The 17769-nt window shown below is 64.9% G+C and carries 18 protein-coding genes; 12 read left to right on the top strand and 6 right to left on the bottom strand.

Annotated elements, in window-relative coordinates:
* Positions 1-43: 43 nt before the first annotated feature.
* Positions 44-1339 (top strand): DUF445 domain-containing protein, encoded by a 1296-nt coding sequence (locus WFL22_RS09610; RefSeq protein ID WP_336992544.1) that lies wholly within the window; start codon positions 44-46, stop codon positions 1337-1339.
* 6 nt (positions 1340-1345) lie between these two features.
* Here WFL22_RS09610 and WFL22_RS09605 read toward each other — a convergent pair whose 3' ends face one another.
* Positions 1346-1981 carry a hypothetical protein gene (locus tag WFL22_RS09605; RefSeq protein WP_336992542.1) on the bottom strand — a complete coding sequence of 212 codons (636 nt, stop codon included), beginning with the start codon at positions 1979-1981 and terminating at the stop codon, positions 1346-1348.
* 129 nt (positions 1982-2110) lie between these two features.
* On the opposite strand from WFL22_RS09605, the gene WFL22_RS09600 reads away from it, so the two are divergent.
* Positions 2111-2317 carry a DUF3073 domain-containing protein gene (locus tag WFL22_RS09600; protein ID WP_336652067.1) on the top strand — a complete coding sequence of 69 codons (207 nt, stop codon included), beginning with the start codon at positions 2111-2113 and terminating at the stop codon, positions 2315-2317.
* Between the two features lie 75 nt (positions 2318-2392).
* Here WFL22_RS09600 and WFL22_RS09595 read toward each other — a convergent pair whose 3' ends face one another.
* From WFL22_RS09595 to WFL22_RS09585, 3 genes are all read right to left on the bottom strand, one after another.
* Complete coding sequence (locus WFL22_RS09595; RefSeq protein ID WP_336652068.1) at positions 2393-3136, bottom strand: phosphoglyceromutase; 744 nt, start codon at positions 3134-3136, stop codon at positions 2393-2395.
* 44 nt (positions 3137-3180) lie between these two features.
* Positions 3181-4302 carry a CAF17-like 4Fe-4S cluster assembly/insertion protein YgfZ gene (gene ygfZ / locus WFL22_RS09590; RefSeq protein ID WP_336992540.1) on the bottom strand — a complete coding sequence of 374 codons (1122 nt, stop codon included), beginning with the start codon at positions 4300-4302 and terminating at the stop codon, positions 3181-3183.
* A gap of 204 nt (positions 4303-4506) precedes the next feature.
* Positions 4507-4809: a hypothetical protein gene (locus WFL22_RS09585; RefSeq protein ID WP_336652070.1), complete on the bottom strand. Its 303-nt coding sequence runs from the start codon at positions 4807-4809 to the stop codon at positions 4507-4509.
* A gap of 148 nt (positions 4810-4957) precedes the next feature.
* Here WFL22_RS09585 and WFL22_RS09580 point away from each other — a divergent pair, with 148 nt between their 5' ends.
* From WFL22_RS09580 to WFL22_RS09565, 4 genes are read left to right on the top strand one after another with little or no spacing between them, the layout of a single operon-like run.
* Positions 4958-5632 (top strand): winged helix-turn-helix domain-containing protein, encoded by a 675-nt coding sequence (locus WFL22_RS09580; RefSeq protein ID WP_336992538.1) that lies wholly within the window; start codon positions 4958-4960, stop codon positions 5630-5632.
* On the top strand, positions 5633-6595 hold the full coding sequence (gene mshD / locus WFL22_RS09575; protein WP_336992536.1) for a mycothiol synthase: 963 nt from the start codon (positions 5633-5635) through the stop codon (positions 6593-6595). It begins immediately after the preceding gene.
* Positions 6592-8718: an RNA degradosome polyphosphate kinase gene (locus WFL22_RS09570; RefSeq protein WP_336992535.1), complete on the top strand. Its 2127-nt coding sequence runs from the start codon at positions 6592-6594 to the stop codon at positions 8716-8718. The genes mshD and WFL22_RS09570 overlap by 4 nt, the downstream gene beginning before the upstream one ends.
* The gene (locus WFL22_RS09565; RefSeq protein WP_336992533.1) at positions 8715-9731 is read left to right on the top strand and encodes an NUDIX hydrolase; all 1017 of its coding nucleotides are present in this window, start codon (positions 8715-8717) and stop codon (positions 9729-9731) included. Before WFL22_RS09570 ends, WFL22_RS09565 begins: the two co-directional genes overlap by 4 nt.
* A 7-nt stretch (positions 9732-9738) precedes the next feature.
* On the opposite strand, the gene WFL22_RS09560 is transcribed toward WFL22_RS09565, so the two are convergent.
* A complete protein-coding gene (locus WFL22_RS09560; RefSeq protein WP_336992531.1) occupies positions 9739-10725 on the bottom strand; it encodes a LacI family DNA-binding transcriptional regulator in 987 nt (328 codons plus the stop codon).
* A gap of 155 nt (positions 10726-10880) precedes the next feature.
* Here WFL22_RS09560 and WFL22_RS09555 point away from each other — a divergent pair, with 155 nt between their 5' ends.
* From WFL22_RS09555 to WFL22_RS09530, 6 genes are all read left to right on the top strand, one after another.
* Positions 10881-11753 carry an ABC transporter substrate-binding protein gene (locus tag WFL22_RS09555; RefSeq protein WP_336992530.1) on the top strand — a complete coding sequence of 291 codons (873 nt, stop codon included), beginning with the start codon at positions 10881-10883 and terminating at the stop codon, positions 11751-11753.
* Positions 11750-12853: an amino acid ABC transporter permease gene (locus tag WFL22_RS09550; protein WP_336992529.1), complete on the top strand. Its 1104-nt coding sequence runs from the start codon at positions 11750-11752 to the stop codon at positions 12851-12853. Before WFL22_RS09555 ends, WFL22_RS09550 begins: the two co-directional genes overlap by 4 nt.
* Positions 12854-12857: 4 nt before the next feature.
* Positions 12858-13601 carry an amino acid ABC transporter ATP-binding protein gene (locus WFL22_RS09545; protein WP_336652078.1) on the top strand — a complete coding sequence of 248 codons (744 nt, stop codon included), beginning with the start codon at positions 12858-12860 and terminating at the stop codon, positions 13599-13601.
* Positions 13602-13636: 35 nt separating this feature from the next.
* The gene (locus tag WFL22_RS12445; protein ID WP_442918974.1) at positions 13637-14407 is read left to right on the top strand and encodes a type 1 glutamine amidotransferase; all 771 of its coding nucleotides are present in this window, start codon (positions 13637-13639) and stop codon (positions 14405-14407) included.
* A gap of 98 nt (positions 14408-14505) precedes the next feature.
* On the top strand, positions 14506-15786 hold the full coding sequence (locus tag WFL22_RS09535; protein WP_336992525.1) for a diaminopimelate decarboxylase: 1281 nt from the start codon (positions 14506-14508) through the stop codon (positions 15784-15786).
* On the top strand, positions 15783-16505 hold the full coding sequence (locus tag WFL22_RS09530) for a type 1 glutamine amidotransferase (RefSeq protein ID WP_336992523.1): 723 nt from the start codon (positions 15783-15785) through the stop codon (positions 16503-16505). Before WFL22_RS09535 ends, WFL22_RS09530 begins: the two co-directional genes overlap by 4 nt.
* On the opposite strand, the gene WFL22_RS09525 is transcribed toward WFL22_RS09530, so the two are convergent.
* Positions 16492-17736 carry a CapA family protein gene (locus tag WFL22_RS09525; protein ID WP_442918649.1) on the bottom strand — a complete coding sequence of 415 codons (1245 nt, stop codon included), beginning with the start codon at positions 17734-17736 and terminating at the stop codon, positions 16492-16494. The genes WFL22_RS09530 and WFL22_RS09525 overlap by 14 nt on opposite strands.
* Positions 17737-17769: the final 33 nt, after the last annotated feature.

Raw genomic sequence — 17769 nt, 5'->3', positions numbered from 1 at the left:
TTCATGCGGCGTCGCAGTTCCCACCGTGGAGGATAATACTGAGATGCCGTCGTCTCGCACCCGCCGCACCTTGGGGGCCGTCTCCCCCGCAGACTTCGAACGGCTCGCCGAGCTGCGTCGCATGCAGCGCCTCGCCGTCGCACTGCTCATCGGCATGGCTGTCGTGTTCGTCATCTCGTTCGCGCTGCAGACCCACTACCCGTGGCTCGGTTACGTTCGGGCGGCGAGCGAGGGCGGTATGGTCGGTGCGCTCGCCGACTGGTTTGCCGTTACCGCGCTCTTCAGGCATCCGCTCGGTCTGAAAATTCCGCACACCAACCTCATTTCAAGCAAGAAAGACGACATCGGCGCTGGGCTGGGTGCGTTCGTCGAAGAGAATTTCCTCGCCGATGACGTCGTGCACGACAAGCTCGCGGGCATCAGCGGTGCACGGCACGCCGGCGAGTGGCTGTCGCAACGCCCCAACGCCGAGCGCGTGGGCGACATGGTGACGAGCGCCAGCCTCGGCGCTTTGACGGTGCTCGACGACAACGATGTGCGAGAACTCATCGAACTGCTCGTGCGACGGCACGTCGTCGAGCCGGAGTGGGGGCCGCTGCTCGGGCGCACAGCGGAGTCGTTCGTGGCCGGCGGGCACCAGCAGGCGCTCATCGACATCGCAGCCTCGCGGGTCGAGGAGTGGCTGGTCTCGCACCCGGAGGCCTTCGACCGTGTGATCTCCTCGCGGCTTCCCTCCTGGGTGCCGAGCATCGTCGATCGCTTCGTCGATGACCGCCTGCACGCCGAAACGGTGAAGTTCGCGCAGCGGGTCGGTGCCGATCCTGAGCATCCGTTCCGTCTCGCAATTGCGCGGTTCCTGGCGGATCTCGCACGCGATCTGCAGCAGCAACCGCGTCTGCAGCAGCAGTTGGAGGCCTTCAAGCACGAGATTTTCGACAGCCCGCGCATCAGGGCTGTCGCGGCGAGCACTTGGGATACCGCTCGCGCAGCGCTCGTGTCGATGCTGGAAGACCCGCAGAGCGAACTGCGCACGCGGATCGTTTCAGCGTTGCAGGATTTCGGCAACAAGCTGCTCGACGATCCGACCCTGCAGTACAAGATCGACGTGTGGGTGATGGGCGTCGTCGAGCACCTGGTGCGCAACTACCGCGGAGATATTGCGGGCGTCATCACCGAGACCGTGCAGCGCTGGGATGCCCAGGAAGCTGCCGAGAAGATCGAGCTACAGGTGGGCAAGGATCTGCAGTTCATCCGCATCAACGGAACCGTCGTGGGCGCGCTCGCCGGTCTTGCGATCTACACGGTGGCGACGCTGGTGATCGCGCCGCTCGCTCACTGAGGCGGGCTACTTCGCGAAGGCCACCGGCAGCAGCATGTCCTGCACCCGGTCTCTTGCAGCGGTGTGGTCAGCTCGGGTGGCGATCGCGCAGCGCGTCTCGCGGCAGTCGAGGCCGTCGACCGACGCCTCAGGAACGGTGAGCTTCGTGGTGAAGGCACCCTTCTGGGGGTCGTTGTAGCGCTGAGTAGCGAAGGCCTGCCACGCCCAGTCGTCAGTGATCCACACGCTCGACAGCGCTGAAGTATCGGCAGTGCCCTCCTTTGCGCCCTCGGGAATACCGCCGAGGCACGGCCCGGGCTTGCCGCCTTCCTGCTGCGGAATCGCGCAGATCCCCACGTATATGCCGATTCCGGTATCAAAGCCGCTGCCGCGCACCACAAGCTGCTCGCCCGGGCGCAGCTCATCGAGAGCGACAGGAGTTCCGTCTGCCGCTTCGACACTCAGTTCGCGCAGGCGCCCATCCGCACCTTCCGCGGTCGTCTGCGAGACGAAGGTGTCGGGCACCTGCTGTCCCGATCCGCCTGCGCTCTGATGGGTAAGAATCGGCAGCAGCACGGCGAGCGCACCTGCCAGAACGAGCACTGCGATCACCAAAATGGTGATGAGCAGAATCCTGGTGGCACGGGGGCGACGGGAGGTCATGCCTTCATCGTAATGGGCGCGCTTCGAAGCGCGTGCGATCTGCTAGAATCTGCTCCATACGTCTATTTGTATAAGTACCTGCCTCGCGGAAGATTGCCCGCGAGGCCTGAATGTGTAAGGGGGTCACGCATGGGGCGCGGCCGTCAGAAGGCAAAGCACACCAAGGTCGCCAGGGAGCTGAAGTATTTCAGCCCCAACACCGACCTTTCACAGCTTCAACGCGAACTCGCTCAGAGTTCGCACCACGGCTCCGATGAGGATGCCTGGGAAGAGTACGCCAGCAAGTACAACGCTGACGACGAGGACGACTCCTCCGACGAGCGCACCGAACGCTGATCCGACTCGCACTCGGAATACACGAAAGGGCCCCTCTCGCGAGGGGCCCTTTCGTGTACGAGCCGAGTCTCTCCGTCAGTGCTTGCCCTGCGCGGCTACCGCAGCAGCACCGGCCGCAGCGGCCTCGGGATCAAGGTAGCGACCAGCGCCGGCGGGCGTGCCATCCTCGGCGATGTCGTAGACGAGCGGCATCCCCGTGGGAATGTTGAGGCCCGCAATATCGGCGTCCGAGATGCCCTCGAGATGCTTCACGAGGGCGCGCAGCGAGTTGCCGTGAGCAGTCACCAGCACGGTCTTGCCCGCGTTGAGATCGGGCAGGATCTCACCCTCCCAGTAGGGCACCAGACGCTCGACCACATCTTTCAGGCACTCCGTGCGCGGCTGCTCACCGTCGATGCCGGCGTAGCGCGGATCGTTCGCCTGCGACCACTCGCTCGAATCATCGAGCGCGGGCGGCGGCGTATCGAAGGAGCGACGCCACTCCATGAACTGCTGCTCACCGTACTTCTGCAGCGTTTCGCTCTTGTCGAGCCCCTGCAGCGCACCGTAGTGACGTTCGTTCAGGCGCCATGAGCGACGCACCGGAATCCACAGCCGATCGGCGCTGTCGAGTGCCAGGTTGGCCGTCTGGATAGCCCGGCTCAGCACCGAGGTGTGCAACACGTCGGGCAGCACGCCCGACTCGGCGAGCAGCTCACCAGCGCGAGCAGCCTCGCCGCGCCCCTGCTCAGTCAGTCGCACATCCACCCAACCGGTGAACAGGTTCTTCTGGTTCCAGTCGCTCTGCCCGTGACGGAGCAGGATCAGCTTGTTCGTCATGCTTCCAGTCTATGAGGTAACCGGTGGCCGCCGTGGCGGCCGCATCAGAGCCGCTTGAGCCTTGGAATTTCGCGCGTGGCCCCGGCATCGGATGGCACGATCGCCTCCTGAGCCGCGGCGATCCGCTCCTCAGAATCAGCAAGTGCCACCTCAAGGGCGGCATCCTCCGGCAGCGCGCGCTTCAGCAGGGCGAGCGCGATGCCGCCCCACTCGTGGTGCAGCGCTGCCCGAGTGACCCGCCCCACCGGGCGTGCTTCAGGATCGCGCGCTTCGCCGGGCTCGGGCGCACGGTAGACGAGCGCGCCCGCGATAGGCAATTCACCGCCGGAGCCGTCGAGGTGCAGCATTGCGAGACGCCGGGGCGGATGCCCCAAGTTGTGCACCTTCGCCACGGTCTCCTGCCCGCGATAGCAGCCCTTCGTGAGGTGCACTGCCGTGCGCAGCCAGTCGAACTCGTGCGGAATCGCACGCTCGTCAACATCGGCGTGCTGCGCCGGGCGCCAGGCCCGCACTTCCAGCGCTTCAAGTGCGAGCAGGCCCGCGGGGCGCAGCGCACCCTCGCGCAACAGCGCGGCAACGGCGGGCAGATCCTCGCGAGCGAACACGAACTGCGACACCGCCCAGCCCTCGGCCGCGTGCCCCGCAGCCCTCGCATACTGCACACCGCCCGCGGTCACAGCTGCCCACGGATCCTGCCACTCGGCCGCGGGAGACAGTGCGCGCAGCGCAGCCGCCGCCGGCCCGCCACCGGTGAAGGCGAGCACCGTCGCATACTCGGCAGAGACGTCGTGCACCTCGACGCGCAGCGCGAAGCGCATGCGCTGCAAGAACGCCGCGAGCGGCTCAGCTGACCCCTCATCGACGAGCAGCCAGCTGCGCTCTCCATCATCGACGATGCGGATCGCGCGCTCGATGCGCCCGTTCGGGTCGAGCAGCAGGGTTTCAGTGCTCTCGCCAGGGCGCAGACCCAGCAACTGCTGACTCGTCATCGAGTTCAGCCAGCTCAGGCGATCGGGGCCCGAAACCGTGATGACTCCGCGGTGCGACACATCTACGACAGCGGTGCCCGCTTCGAGGGCGCGCTGCTCGGGCAGCGGCTCGCCGTAGTGAGCCGCCACGCCAGCCGGATCCGCAACGGCACCCGGAAGATCCAAGAACGACGACATCAGCACCTCCTGCTCACGCATCGAGCAGCGAGCAGGTGATTAGCGCTGCCCCTTAAAGAGCTTGTAGACGACAGTGCCCGAGATCCACGCGATCGCGACACCTGCGAGACCGAGGAGACCGAGAAAGAAGAGTTCGAGAGCGAGAAGCATGAGGACAGTCTATTACACCCTGCCGACATGCCCGCCGCGACAACAAGCGGGGCGTTAGGCGAGCAGCAGCCCGATCACATCGATCACCGCGATCAGTACCACTGAGCCAGCCACACTGAACGAGACGCGAGTGATGAACCCCTCGCGCTGCGCCGTGCCCAGCTGCAATGCGAAAGTGACGAGCGTGCTCGCCCCCACAGCGAATGCGAGCCACGCGAAGCGATCATCGTGCGGCACCAGCAGCGTCACGAGCGCGCCGATGAGCGCCGCCACAGCCCACGCGATGATCATGCGCGGAAAGTGCCACGACTGCACATCGGGCATCTCCGGGGCGTCAGACTGCACGGGCTCACTCACGCCCCCTATTCTTTCACAGCGCCCGCCACCACGGGCCGATGCGAGGCCACGCCGACATAGGACAGCCGAAATCACCCCGAAACTGCGACGAAACAGTGCCCGCAGTACTATGGCCTCGGGTCGAACGAACAGCGGAGGGAGGCGGTCCATGCAGCTGCTCTGCCTCGCCGATCGCGATCCCGCCGATTCCCTCCCGGCCCTCGACCTGCTGCCTCACGAGGTGCGCACCTCGCCGCTGTCGCTGCGGGTGCCCGAGACAATGGCGGCCCGCTTCGACGCGATCCTCGTCGACGGCACGCTCGATGCTCGCCGCGCCCGCGCGGCCTGCCTGGCACTCGCGGAGGGCGTGGAGACGCCGCGCGTGGTGATCCTCCCCGAACTCGCGCTCACCGCGCTCACCCCCGAGTGGAGCGTGAGCGAACTGCTGCTGCCCACAGCCAGCCCCGCCGAGACCGAGTTGCGCCTGCGACTCCTCGGCCGGCCGGCTTCGGCCGCTGCCGCTCCCCCGCCCGCGGTCCAGGCCGCGGGCGTTGTCATTGACGAGTCCAACTTCACTGCGCGGCTGTTCGGCCGCCCGCTCGATCTGACCTACAAGGAGTTCGAGCTGCTGCACTTCCTCGCGGGGCACCCCGGGCGGGTGTTCACCCGCGAGCAGTTGCTCGGCGAAGTGTGGGGAACCGACTACTTCGGCGGCACGCGCACCGTCGATGTGCACGTGCGGCGCCTGCGGGCGAAGCTGGGCGAGCACGAGGGGCTCATCAGCACGGTGCGGGGTGTGGGGTACGGCTTTGCGCGAGCCCGTGTCCCAGCAGAGGAGGAGTAGATGTCTGCACGTCTCACAGTTGCGGAGGGTGCCTCCGATGCGGCACTCGCCGAGGCTCGTGCGCTGATCGCCGAGGCTGAGGCCCACGACGGCGCATCGCCGGTATCGGATCAGGCAATGTTGGCAGCGGCGCAGGGCCAGCGCGTGCTGCTGCGGTTCTCGGAGGCTGCAGGTGAGGCGGCCGAAGCTGTCGCTGCTGTCGCGCCCGTGGCGGTTGGGATCGTCGGGCAGGGCGAGGTCGATCTCGCGGTGCGGCCCAACGCGCGGGGGCGCGGCGTCGGATCGGCCGCGCTCGCGCAGACGCTCGCGCGCACGAACGGCGAACTGCGCGCCTGGGCTCACGGCGAGAATCCTGCAGCAGAAGCGCTGCTCGCGCGAGCAGGCTTCGCGCCGGTGCGCACGCTGCTGCGCATGGCGCTCGATCCGGCGCTGCTGCCCTCCGATGGGCGCGATCCGCTCGCCCTGCAGGCGCCAGCCGGTCTGCGGTTGCGCGCTTTCGATCCCGAGCAGCCAGCCGATGCCGCGGCGTGGGTGCGAAGCAATGCGGCCGCATTCGCATCGCATCCCGAGCAGGGGCGGATCACGGAGGCTGATTTCGCGCTCATGCGTCAGGAGCCGTGGTTCGAGCCGGACGACCTGATCCTGCTCGCCGAGGAGCCGGGGCCTGAGCTTGCTGGATCCGCCTGGATCAAGACGGTGCGCGGTGAAGAGGGCGTCGAATGCGAGCTCTACGCCGTGGGGGTGCGGCCTGAGCAGGCCGGCCGCGGGCTCGGGCGGCTGCTGCTCGATGTGGCGCTCGCCCGTATGGCGCAGCACGCGCCCACACGGGTCACGCTGTACGTCGATGGCGAGAACGAGCGCGCGGTGCGCCTCTATGCGCACGCTTCGTTCACCGTCGATTCACGCAGCCGTCAGTGGGCGAGAGCGGCTTCGTCAGGGGTCGATGACACAATGGACGCATGACCGAAGACACCCGAAAGATCACCGTCGATCGAGCAGAGCTGCCCGCCGACAGGTACATCGATCGCGAGCTGAGCTGGCTCGCCTTCAACCAGCGCGTGCTCGAACTCGCTGAAGATCCCGGGGTGCCGCTGCTGGAGCGCGCCAATTTCCTCGCCATCTTCGCTTCCAACCTCGACGAGTTCTTCATGGTGCGCGTCGCGGGCCTCAAGCGACGCATCGTGACGGGGCTCGCGCTGCCCACCAACGTGGGCCGCTCGCCGAACGATGTACTCTCCGACATCAACCGCACCGCCTACGAGCTGCAGCTGCGCCACGCCCGCTGCTTCCGCGATCAGGTGCAGCCGGCGCTCGCCGAGGCCGGCGTGCGCGTGGTCGACTGGGAACAGCTCGACGCCGCAGACCGCGCCCACCTCACCGACTACTACGAGCAGCGCATCTACCCGATCCTCATGCCGCTCGCGGTCGATCCCGCGCACCCGTTCCCGTACATTTCGGGCCGCGCCCTCAACCTCTCGATCCGGGTGCGCAACCCGCGCACCGAAAAGGTCGAGTTCGCCAGGCTCAAGGTGCCGCAGATGATTCCCCGCTATGTGCGGGTGGATCAGCGTGAAAGCATCGACGATGTGCGTTTCATCGCGCTCGAAGAGCTGATCGCCAACCAGCTCGACGGCCTGTTCCCGGGCATGGAGGTGCTCGACCACCACGTCTTCCGCGTCACCCGCAATGAAGACATGGAGATCGAGGAAGATGAGACCGAGAACCTCATCCAGGCGCTCGAGAAGGAGCTGCTGCGCCGTCGCTTCGGCCCGCCGATCCGCCTCGAGATCTCCGACGACATGGACGAAGCCACCCTGGGGCTGCTCGTCACCGAGTTCGACATCGACGAAGAGCAGGTCTACACGCTGCCCGCACCGCTCGACCTCAGCGGGCTCTTCGCACTGTCAGGCATCCGCCGCCCCGATCTCAAGTTCAAGCCGCACATTCCGGTGACGCATCCGCAGTTCCGCACGAACTCGCCCAGCGAGAAGCCTGACGTGTTCGGGGCGATCGCCCGCCGCGAGGTGTTGGTGCACCACCCCTACGAGTCGTTCTCCACGAGCGTGCAGGCCTTCGTCGAGCAGGCCGCAACCGACCCTGATGTGCTCGCCATCAAGCAGACCCTCTACCGCACCTCCGGCGACAGCCCCATCGTCGCCTCGCTCATCAAAGCGGCCGAGGCCGGCAAGCAGGTGCTCGCGCTCGTCGAGGTGAAGGCTCGCTTCGACGAAGAAGCCAACATCACGTGGGCCCGCAAGCTCGAGCAGGCGGGCGTGCACGTCGTTTACGGCCTCGTAGGTTTCAAGACCCACTGCAAGCTCGTGCACGTGATCCGCCAGGAGCAGGACCGTCTCGCCCACTACTGCCATATCGGCACCGGCAACTACAACCCGAAGACCAGCCGCATCTACGAAGACTTCGGCCTGTTCACCTCGTCGCCCGAGGTAGGCCGCGACGTCACCAAGCTGTTCAACGTGCTGTCGGGGTATGCCATCGAAACCGACTACGACAGGCTGCTCGTCGCACCACTGCAGCTGCGCAGCGGTCTGCTCGAACGCATCGAACGCGAGGCTGAGCACGCGCGCGCCGGCCGCCCCAGCGGCATCAAGCTGAAAGCCAACTCGATGGTCGATGAGGCCATCATCGACGCGCTCTATCGCGCTGGCCAGGATGGCGTGCCCATCGAGATCTGGGTGCGCGGCATCTGCTCGATCCGCGCCGGTGTGCCGGGGCTCTCCGAAAACATCAGGGTGCGCTCGGTGCTGGGCCGTTACCTCGAGCACTCCCGCATCTACGCCTTCGAGAACGCCGGCGAGCGCGAAGTGTTCATCGGCAGTGCCGACCTCATGCACCGCAACCTCGACCGTCGCATCGAGGTGCTCGTGCGCATCGAAGATCGCGAGCACCTGGCCCGCATCGACCGTTTCTTCGCCTTCGCGTTCAGCGACGATGTATCCTCCTGGCGCATGCTGCCAGACGGCAGCTGGCAGCGCCGTGTCGTGAGCGAGGAAGGCGAGCCGCTGCCCGATCTGCAAGACCTCGTCATGCTCGACCGCACGGAGGCCCGCTCCCGGAGAAGCCGTTGAGCCCCACCGCCACGAAGAAGCGCCCCAAGAAACGCGAGGCGCCCGTCAGCACAGTCGCCAAGCCGAGCGAGGTGCTGGCAGCGGGCACCGTCTGTTGGCGGCGGGTGTACGACGAGCACGGCGATCCGCGCGTCCTGGTGCTGCTCATCCACCGTGCCAAGCAACGCGACGTGTCCTTCCCGAAGGGCAAGCTCGACCCCGGCGAGAGCATGCCGCAGGCGGCAGTGCGCGAGACCTGGGAAGAAACCGGCTATCGGGTGCGCCTCGGCGTCAACCTCGGCACGATCCACTACGCGCTCAGCGGCGGCCGCTCGAAGACGGTGCAGTACTGGGCGGCGAAGGTCACCGCAAAGGCCGAGGCGAGCGCCAAGTTCGTGCCCGGCGACGAGGTGCAGGCCATCGAGTGGGTGCCCGCAGAAGAGGCGCGCGAGCGCCTCAGCTACGCAGCCGACCGCGAGCTGTACGACGTGTTCCTGCAGCTCGCCGAGCACGACCTGGTCGACACCTTTTCGGTGACGCTGCTGCGGCACGCGAAGGCCGAACCCCGCAGTGCAGCCTTCCCTGTCGATCACCTGCGCCCGCTCGCCGATGACGGCGAAGCGCAGGCCGAGACCCTGGTGCCCATGCTGCAAGCCTTCGGCCCGCGCCGTATCTACTCCTCAACGGCGACGCGCTGCCTGTCGACAGTGGCACCGCTCGCCGAACGCCTCGGCAAGCGAGTGCGGGCGAAGCGCTCGCTCAGCCAAGACAACTGGGACGAAGGCGACCTCAGCTCGATGCGCAAACTCGTCGCGAAGGTTGTGGGTCGCGGTCGCAACACGATCCTCTGCAGCCACCGACCCGTGCTGCCTGATCTCGCGCGCGAACTGGCACTCGCCACCGGCAGCCCGCAGGGCCGCTACCTCGCTGAGGCGGCCGCGCTGCCCCCCGCCGGATTCTCAGTGCTGCACTTCTCGCGCAGCCGCCCCGAGGCTGGCATCGTGGCAGTCGAGACCTACCCCATCAAGCACTGAATAGAGTTCAGCCTCGCAACGACATGGGGAGGAGGACGTCCTCCGCGTCGCGGCCTTCGAGCATTTGTACGAGGGTGCGCACGCACTGTCGACCCGATTCGAGCGGATCGAGCGCAAGTGAGATCAGGCGGGGGTCGACTGCGGCATCGAGTTCCTCGCTCGCTACGGCGATGGCCAGCTCATCGGGCACCGTGATACGCAACTCTGAGGCAGCTGCCAGCGCCGCTCTTGAATACGTACCGTTGACGCAGTAGAGACTGTCGAAGCTCTCTCCCGCCCCGTTCAAGAGAACACGAGCGCCGTGAATCGGCGATTCTCCCTCCCCGAGCACATACTGCACTGGGGTATGTCCATGTGCCGCGCACCATTCCTGATACACCTGCTCGGAGAGATCCGTATACAGGTCGCGCGAACACCCGCGAAAGAACGCTGGGCGTCCCGCACCACGGCGCTTGAGCTCATCAAGGGCCAACGGGAGCCCCGTCACTATGTCGGTACGCACCGTGCGCAGGCGACCCGGCGGTGGCGTTCCGAGATAGCCTCCCTCGGCGATCACCGCGATGCCTTCGGCAAGCGCCTGAGCGACTGTGGGATCGCCAGGTTGCGGGTCCACCACGATAATCCCGTCGAGGGAGAGCCTGTCAACAAATGATCCATCAGCTTCGACTTTCAACGCCGTGACGGTGTAACCGTGCTCGAGCCCTTCCATCGCTGCACCAGCAATGATGCCGTGATAGTAGGGCAGGTAGGTACGCTCCCAGATCGGCGTATCTCCGTGCAACACTGCTACCCCAATAATGTTGGTTCTGCCAGATCGAAATACTTTGCTGATCCATCCGGGCTTATAGCCGAGCCGCTCCCCTTCCCGTAGCACTCTTTCTCGGGTGGCCTGAGCAACCTCTCCCTTGTCGTTGTAGACCAGGGATACCGTCGCTGGGGATACGCCAGCAGCCAGTGCCACCTCTCGGATAGTGACTTTCCGGGGTGCGCTCATGTGATCGATACTCCGGGGTCGTGGGACAACTTTCCGATGGCCGGTCGGCAGTCAGCATCCGATGTAGCTCAGCGAATTGACAACGCGGCGATGACCTGAATACTATCAGGGCGAACCTAAACCGGTTTAAGTACCGTACATCTGAGAGGTATTCAATGAAGAATCACGTCCTGACGAGCCTTGCCCTCACCGCGACCGCCGCCGCACTCCTTACCGGTTGCAGCGCCGCATCCGACACCGCCGAAAGTAAAGCCAAGCCTTACGGTGACTGCGAAGTCACGGGAACCGCAGGCGAGTTCAGCCTCGACACGCTCACCGAAGGCACGCTGACCGTGAAGGCTGATCTGCCGAGCAAAGGTTGGTACAACGGCGACACTGTAGAGTCCATCACCGACGGTGTCGACTACTGCATCCTCGCGAACATCGCTTACCGTTCAGGCATCGAGAACATCGATCTGAAGAACGCATCTTTCGATGGCCTGATCGCGGGCAAGGCCGGCGACATGGATCTCACCCTCAACCAAATCACCATCACTGACGAACGACGGAAGATCTTCGACTTCTCCGAACCATACTTCTCGTCGACCGCTGGCATCGTCGTCCCCCAGGGCTCAACCATCACTGAAGACACCATCGCCGAAGCGAAAATCGGAGTCAAGCAGGGCACGACCGAGCAGATTTTCGTGGACGAAGTACTCAAGCCGACACAGCAGGTTTCAGTCTTCCCCGGCGACGCTGAGCTCGATGCGGCCGTCGCGGCCGGTCAGATCGATGCCGCAGTGCAGGATCTCAGTGTCGCTCTCGGTGCAGCCAATGCTTCAAACGGACGGATCGAAGTAATCGGACAGTTCGATAGTGGCCAGCAAATGGGGGTACTCCTCCCGAAGGACTCACCCAACACGGCAGTCATCAGCGACATCATCATACAGATGCGCGAGGACGGCACCATCGACGCACTCGCCTCGAAATATCTCAGCGCCGCATACGGCACCGATCCGACCGACATCCCCGTGTGGAGCACCAAGTGACTCTAAGCTCGGCAACCCGCCCAATCCGCATCCGCGAACGGATCACCTCCGATCGCGACTCCTCTGGCACTGCGCTTCTCGTCGGCGCACTCTGCTGCCTCCTCGCCACGGCGTCCGCAATTCTCTCTGCCCTCACTCTTCCCGGCGCAGCCGAGGGAATCTGGCGCGTCACCATTGGCCTCGCACTGTGGGGACTCGTCGGCCTGGCCGTGCTCGCTGGGCTCCCGGTGCTCCGCGGCCTCGCGCATCGGCGCGCGGCCAGCGAGGCCGCATCAGCAGGCAGGAGCACCCAGGCACGTGCGTTCCGCTTCCGCGCGACTCAGTCTGGTTGGATCGCGGCCGGCTATGCTCTGCCACTCCTCGTGATCGTCGGATTCGCCCAGTTCCTCGGAGCGAATAACCATGCTGTGCAGACGACCTTTTTCGACGTGCCGTTCATGCTCCAGAGCATCGGTGACGTTACCGTTGGATTCTGGCAGAACGTGCAGATCGCCGTGCTCGCTGAGATCCTCGTGCTCATCTGGGCAATGGTCATTGCCCTCGCCCGTATCATGCCGGGGCGCGCCGGGCGCCCGATCCGCTGGCTCGCGACCGCGTATATCGACGCGTTCCGTGCAGTACCGTCGATCATCGTTATCTACCTCGTCGGTTTCGGTTTGCCGCTCGCCGGTATCCCATTCTTCAGCGAACTCGGCCCGCTCTGGTCTTCTGTGCTCGCGCTCACACTCACCTACGGTGCCTACGTCGCCGAGGTGTACCGCTCAGGCATCGACGGGGTGCATTGGTCACAGGTCGCTGCGGCTCGTTCGCTCGGCCTGAGCTACGGGAAGACCATGCGCTTTGTCGTAGTCCCCCAGGCCGTGCGAAGAGTGATGCCGCCACTACTTAACGATTTCATCGGGCTTCAGAAGGACACAGCGCTCGTCACCATCATCGGTACGGTCGATGCCTTCACACAAGCAAAGATCCTCGCAAACAACTACTTCAATCTCTCGTCCGTGACGGTCGTAGCGATCCTGTTCATCATCATCACCATTCCGCAGACCCGGTTCGTCGACCGGCTGATCGAGCGCGATAACCGCGCCAAGACGAGGGGATAAGCGCATGGCGTTTCTCGAACTCAATGACGTCCAGAAGTCCTACGGCGAGCATGCAGTGCTCCGCGGCATTGATCTCCACGTCGAGGAGCACGAAGTGGTCTGCCTCATCGGAGCCTCTGGCTGCGGCAAATCCACTCTGCTCCGCACCATCAATGGCCTCGAAGAGATTCAAGGAGGGGACATCGTACTCGACGGGGAGTGCATCTCCGGCGAAGGCGTTGACCTGGACCGACTCCGCACCCGCATCGGCATCGTGTTCCAGAGCTTTAACCTGTTTCCACACATGACCGTACTCGAAAATGTCACGCTCGGCCCTCGGCGCGTACTGGGCGTAAAGCCAGTGGAAGCCGACGAGTACGCACGGAAGCTCCTCGACCGTGTCGGACTCGCGCACAAGGCGGACGCCTATCCAGATCAGCTCTCCGGCGGGCAGCAGCAGCGCGTCGCTATTGTGCGAGCCGTGGCAATGAACACCGATGTCCTCCTGCTTGATGAAATCACCTCTGCCCTCGACCCCGAGCTCGTCGCCGAGGTGCTGAGTATCGTGAAGTCACTCGCCGCCGACGGCCTCACCATCCTCATGGCGACCCACGAGATGAACTTCGCCCGCGAGGTCGCCGACTCGATCGCGTTCCTTCATGAGGGCCGTGTGCTCGAACAGGGCCCTCCCGAGCAAATCTTCGGCGAACCCCAGGAAGCCCGCACCCGCGAATTCCTCGGCCAGATCATTGCGGCAGGACGGCTGTGAGCGCCCCGCAAGACACAGCGACGAGGTCTCCGAATATGTTCGCGTCCGCTGCCCGATCATCATCATCAGCTGCAAAGGTACTCGTCGTGGAGCATGAGCACGATGCTGGGGCCCAACGTCTTGGCGCCGTACTCATTGAATCGGGTGCCGAACTCACTGTGGTTGGACCGGACGCGGGGGCCGCCATACCGGAAACACTCGACGACTTCGATGCTCTTGTCGTACTCGGCGGAACCCCTGGCCCGAATGACGATGCGGTCGCTCCCTGGCTGCCAGCGACCCGCGCACTCGTATCCGAGGCCCTTCGGCATGAGATCCCTTACCTTGGTGTGTGTCTCGGCGCACAAATCCTCGCTGTCGTGGCCGGTGGAACAGTGTCTACGGCAGCGCAACCGGAGGTCGGCCTTGCTGCATTCGCCCTCACTGATGCCGCGGCGGGCGACCCTCTCCTCGACGGACTCGATCGACTCGAATGTGCCAACACCGCTTCGCCCCTTCGTGCGCTCCAGTGGCATTTTCTCGAAGTAACCCAACTCCCCACGGGGAGTACCGCCCTAGCGAGCAACCAGGCCTGCCGTAACCAGGCCTTCCGCGTAGGGTCATGCGCGTGGGGCGTTCAGTTCCATCTCGAGGCAAACTCGGAAACCGCGAGCGCCTGGGCCACTCCCGCGCGTTCACGCCCTGAGCTCGCGGCGCATGGGCTCACTGCAGACGGCATCATCTCCGAGATGCTCGCGCATGAAAGCCACCTTTCGAGGACCTGGGGCACGCTCACTCGACGTTGGCTGGCACTGGTGCAGAAATGAACGAAACTGAAACCGGGCCGACCTTTAGAGGGCGCGCCATATCTGCCGCGATCCGCACCGGACGGCTCTCATCGGAGAGCGCACCGCTCGCAGCATTCGTGGACCTCGATGGGCTCGAAGCGAACGTGCAAGCACTTGGCAGAGCCTTCTCCCGCGCACTTCCTCCTGGCACCCCAGTGCTCCATGCCTTCGCCGTAAAGGCACACAGCGAAATACCAATGCTCAGGGAGCTCCACGACATGGGCATGGGTTGCGAGGTGGCGAGTGAAGGCGAGTTGGCTCAGGCGCTCGCCGCCGGGGTGCCTCCGCACATGATCGTCTTCGACTCGCCGGCGAAATCACGGAGCGAGCTGGTGTGGGCGATCTCTGCCGGGGTATCCGTGAACGCCGATAGCTTCCAGGAGCTCGACAGGATAACCGAGATTCTCAGCTCCGCCGAGGAGCGAACCGCAGACAGCTGCAATCCAGCAGTCCCCGGCGAAGCGCGCGGATCGGTGTTCGGAGTGCGTATCAACCCGCAAAGCGGGCTCGGAGCGATCGCCGCGATGAGCACCGCAGGCAAACACTCGAAGTTTGGTATCCCGTTGCGCGACTCAGGCAACCGCGAACGCCTCGTCAGTGCATTCCTCAACCGACCGTGGCTCAGTCGGGTTCACGCGCACGTAGGATCACAGGGGGTGCCCGTCGCTCTGGCGGCAGACGGCATCGCAGCGATCGTTGAATTCGCGGATGAGGTGAACCGGCGCGCCAAGCGGTCTCAGGTCACTTCGATAGACATCGGCGGCGGCATCTCTGTCGATTTTTCGCGAGAGGACCCGTTCACCGACTGGGACGGCTATGTGAAAGAACTTCGCGAACGAGTGCCACGGCTTTTCAGCGGAGAATTCGGGATCATCACAGAGTTCGGCCGCGGTGTACTAGCGAAGTTCGGCTGGATCGCCGCGTTCGTGGAGTACACGAAGGTAGCGGACGGCCGCGCTATTGCGATTACCCACGCCGGCGCCCAAGTCGCTACACGGACCACGTTCATGCCAGAAGCCTGGCCGATTCGCGTGGAAGCACGAGACCCTCAAGGGGCACTCCTCACTGGAGCACCGGTAATGAGCGACATCGCCGGACCGTGCTGCTTCGCTGGCGACCTCGTGGCGAGCGAGCGCCCGCTCCCGCCCATCACGCCTGGGGACATCGTCACGCTCCTGGACACCGGTGCCTATTACGCCTCAACCGGGTTCCGGTATAACTCGCTGCTCGAACCCGGCATCTACGGGATCCGCCGCTGCGGCGACGAGCTTAATTTCTCAACAATCCGCGCACCTGAGACACTCGAAACGCTGCTCACTCGCACACCACTCTCCTCGCAAGAAAAGGGTCAGTCATGAACTGTGTGCTTGTCATTCAGAATGAGGCCGATGCGGGTCTCGGCCAGTTTTGCGGACGCCTCGAAGCCGCCGGATTCGAGGTGCGGCTGGTGGGGGCCGGAGTCGCAGACGCCATGCCTGCTGGGCTCAACGGAGTATGCGGATTGATCATGCTCGGTGGCTCACCCGCGCCCGATGACGACGCGCGAGCTCCATGGCTGCCCCAGGCGCGTCGACTCGTCGCCGAAAGCGTCGAGCGCAGAATCCCCTATTTCGGCGTGTGTCTCGGCGCTCAAGTGCTTGCGGTGGTCGCCGGCGGTCGCGTTGCTCCCGCCGACACGCCCGAACTCGGACTCGTGACGCTCTCCCGAACCGATGCAGCATTGAATGATCCCCTATTCTCGGCACTCCCACTCAGCTTTTCCGCCGTGGAGTGGCACTTCGACGAGATCACGAGGCTCCCTCCCAACGCGCAATCAGCCGCAACAAGCCCGGCCTGCTCCAATCAAGCCTTCCGAGTCGGAGAATACGCCTGGGGAGTCCAGTTCCACCCCGAACTGCTTGCTAACGGCTTCGCTGCATGGGCAGATGCGGCGCCCCACGCATTCGCCCGGACGCGCTCAGAACCAATCGTGCTGGGCCGACACATCAGCGACGCAGAGGCCGAACTGCAACGCACCGGGGGGTCCCTGTTCGACCGCTGGATCGCAATCGTCAAGCAACAGCTCACTCCTGCGTGATGAGCCATTCCCGGGCGCCCGAGTCGGCTGCTCCCATCGCGTTGGCCGTGGCGCGGGTGCGCTCCAGAACGCCCGCGTCGATCTCGGGTGACTGGCAGACGCCCTGCGGCTGATCCGGCATCACCGAGCACCACTTGTAGCGGCCGTCCTGCATGTTCGTCGCGGCGTTCCACGCGAGATCGTTCGTGACCCATGTGCCGTCGGGCTGCTTCGCGAACTGCACGCGCGCCATCAGAAACTCGTTGTTCACCCGCTGCGCAGGCGGCGCAGACTCGCTGATGGTATTGCCCGTGCCGTACAGGATCCACTTCCCGTTGTAGCTCTCGAAGGGCTGCACTGCGTGTGCATGATGCTGATAGACGAAGTCAAATTGGCCGCTGTCGTGCAACTGGTGGGCGAGCTCGATCTGACCACCGGTGGGCTCCGACCAGTACTCCTCACCGATGTGCTGCAGCCCGATCACGATCTCGGCACCCATCTCGCGGGCCTTCTGCGCTTTCGCGATAGCCCGCTCAGGATCCACCCGCGGCTCCTGTTCCCGGTAGTCGACCTGCCAGTCGTAGTCGGCGTAAAGCCCGTTGAGCGAGAACGTCGAGGTGATGACCGCGACCTTCACGCCGTTCGCCTCGACAATGAGGGGCACGTCGCGCTCCCCTTCGGCACGGTACGAACCGGTGTGCGCGATACCCGCTTGGTCGAGCACGTCGAGGGTGCGCACCAGGCCCTCCGTGCCCTGGTCGATCGTGTGGTTCGACGCAGTCGTGCATACGTCGTAGCCGACGTTCTTCACCGCGGCGGCGAGCTCAGGCGGCGTGCTGAACGCAGGGTAACCGGCGTAGGGGCCACCGACGGGAGCCAAAGGGGTTTCCATCTGGCAGATCGCCAGATCGGATCGGTTGAGATACGCGCGCTGCCCCTCAAGCAGCGGCACGAAGTCGAAGTTCTGCCCCGCCTCATTCGTGGGAATCGCGTACTGACTCCACAGCCCCTCGTGGAACAGCAGATCACCCGAGACTGCCACGCTCACGCAGTGGTCGGTGGGGCAGGCCGGCCCCACGCCGGGCTTCGGCTCCGGGGTTGGCTCCGGGGTCGCGGTCGGCTTGGGGGCCGTCGTTGGTTTCGGATCCGCTTCCGGTTCTGGGGCGCAACCCACCAGGCCCACCCCGCCGGCGAGCACCGCGAGCGCCGCCCCAAACACCGCGATTCGTCTCTTCCCAGTCACCCGCCCCATGCTACCTGCCATGCCAGACCCCGCCGAGAGCAC

The sequence above is a fragment of the Leucobacter sp. VD1 genome (assembly GCF_037150695.1).
GTDB lineage: Bacteria > Actinomycetota > Actinomycetes > Actinomycetales > Microbacteriaceae > Leucobacter.
This window is presented reverse-complemented; position numbering and strand designations above follow the sequence as displayed.

Excerpts from the sequence above, each read along its gene's own strand:
- WFL22_RS09610 (WP_336992544.1), top strand. The coding sequence starts at position 44 with ATGCCGTCGTCTCGCACCCGCCGCACCTTGGGGGCCGTCTCCCCCGCA.
- WFL22_RS09580 (WP_336992538.1), top strand. The coding sequence starts at position 4,958 with ATGCAGCTGCTCTGCCTCGCCGATCGCGATCCCGCCGATTCCCTCCCG.
- mshD (WP_336992536.1), top strand. The coding sequence starts at position 5,633 with ATGTCTGCACGTCTCACAGTTGCGGAGGGTGCCTCCGATGCGGCACTC.
- WFL22_RS09570 (WP_336992535.1), top strand. The coding sequence starts at position 6,592 with ATGACCGAAGACACCCGAAAGATCACCGTCGATCGAGCAGAGCTGCCC.
- WFL22_RS09560 (WP_336992531.1), bottom strand. The coding sequence starts at position 10,725 with ATGAGCGCACCCCGGAAAGTCACTATCCGAGAGGTGGCACTGGCTGCT.
- WFL22_RS09530 (WP_336992523.1), top strand. The coding sequence starts at position 15,783 with ATGAACTGTGTGCTTGTCATTCAGAATGAGGCCGATGCGGGTCTCGGC.
- WFL22_RS12445 (WP_442918974.1), top strand. The coding sequence starts at position 13,637 with ATGTTCGCGTCCGCTGCCCGATCATCATCATCAGCTGCAAAGGTACTC.
- WFL22_RS09525 (WP_442918649.1), bottom strand. The coding sequence starts at position 17,736 with ATGGGGCGGGTGACTGGGAAGAGACGAATCGCGGTGTTTGGGGCGGCG.
- WFL22_RS09595 (WP_336652068.1), bottom strand. The coding sequence starts at position 3,136 with ATGACGAACAAGCTGATCCTGCTCCGTCACGGGCAGAGCGACTGGAAC.
- WFL22_RS09605 (WP_336992542.1), bottom strand. The coding sequence starts at position 1,981 with ATGACCTCCCGTCGCCCCCGTGCCACCAGGATTCTGCTCATCACCATT.
- WFL22_RS09600 (WP_336652067.1), top strand. The coding sequence starts at position 2,111 with ATGGGGCGCGGCCGTCAGAAGGCAAAGCACACCAAGGTCGCCAGGGAG.
- ygfZ (WP_336992540.1), bottom strand. The coding sequence starts at position 4,302 with ATGTCGTCGTTCTTGGATCTTCCGGGTGCCGTTGCGGATCCGGCTGGC.
- WFL22_RS09545 (WP_336652078.1), top strand. The coding sequence starts at position 12,858 with ATGGCGTTTCTCGAACTCAATGACGTCCAGAAGTCCTACGGCGAGCAT.
- WFL22_RS09555 (WP_336992530.1), top strand. The coding sequence starts at position 10,881 with ATGAAGAATCACGTCCTGACGAGCCTTGCCCTCACCGCGACCGCCGCC.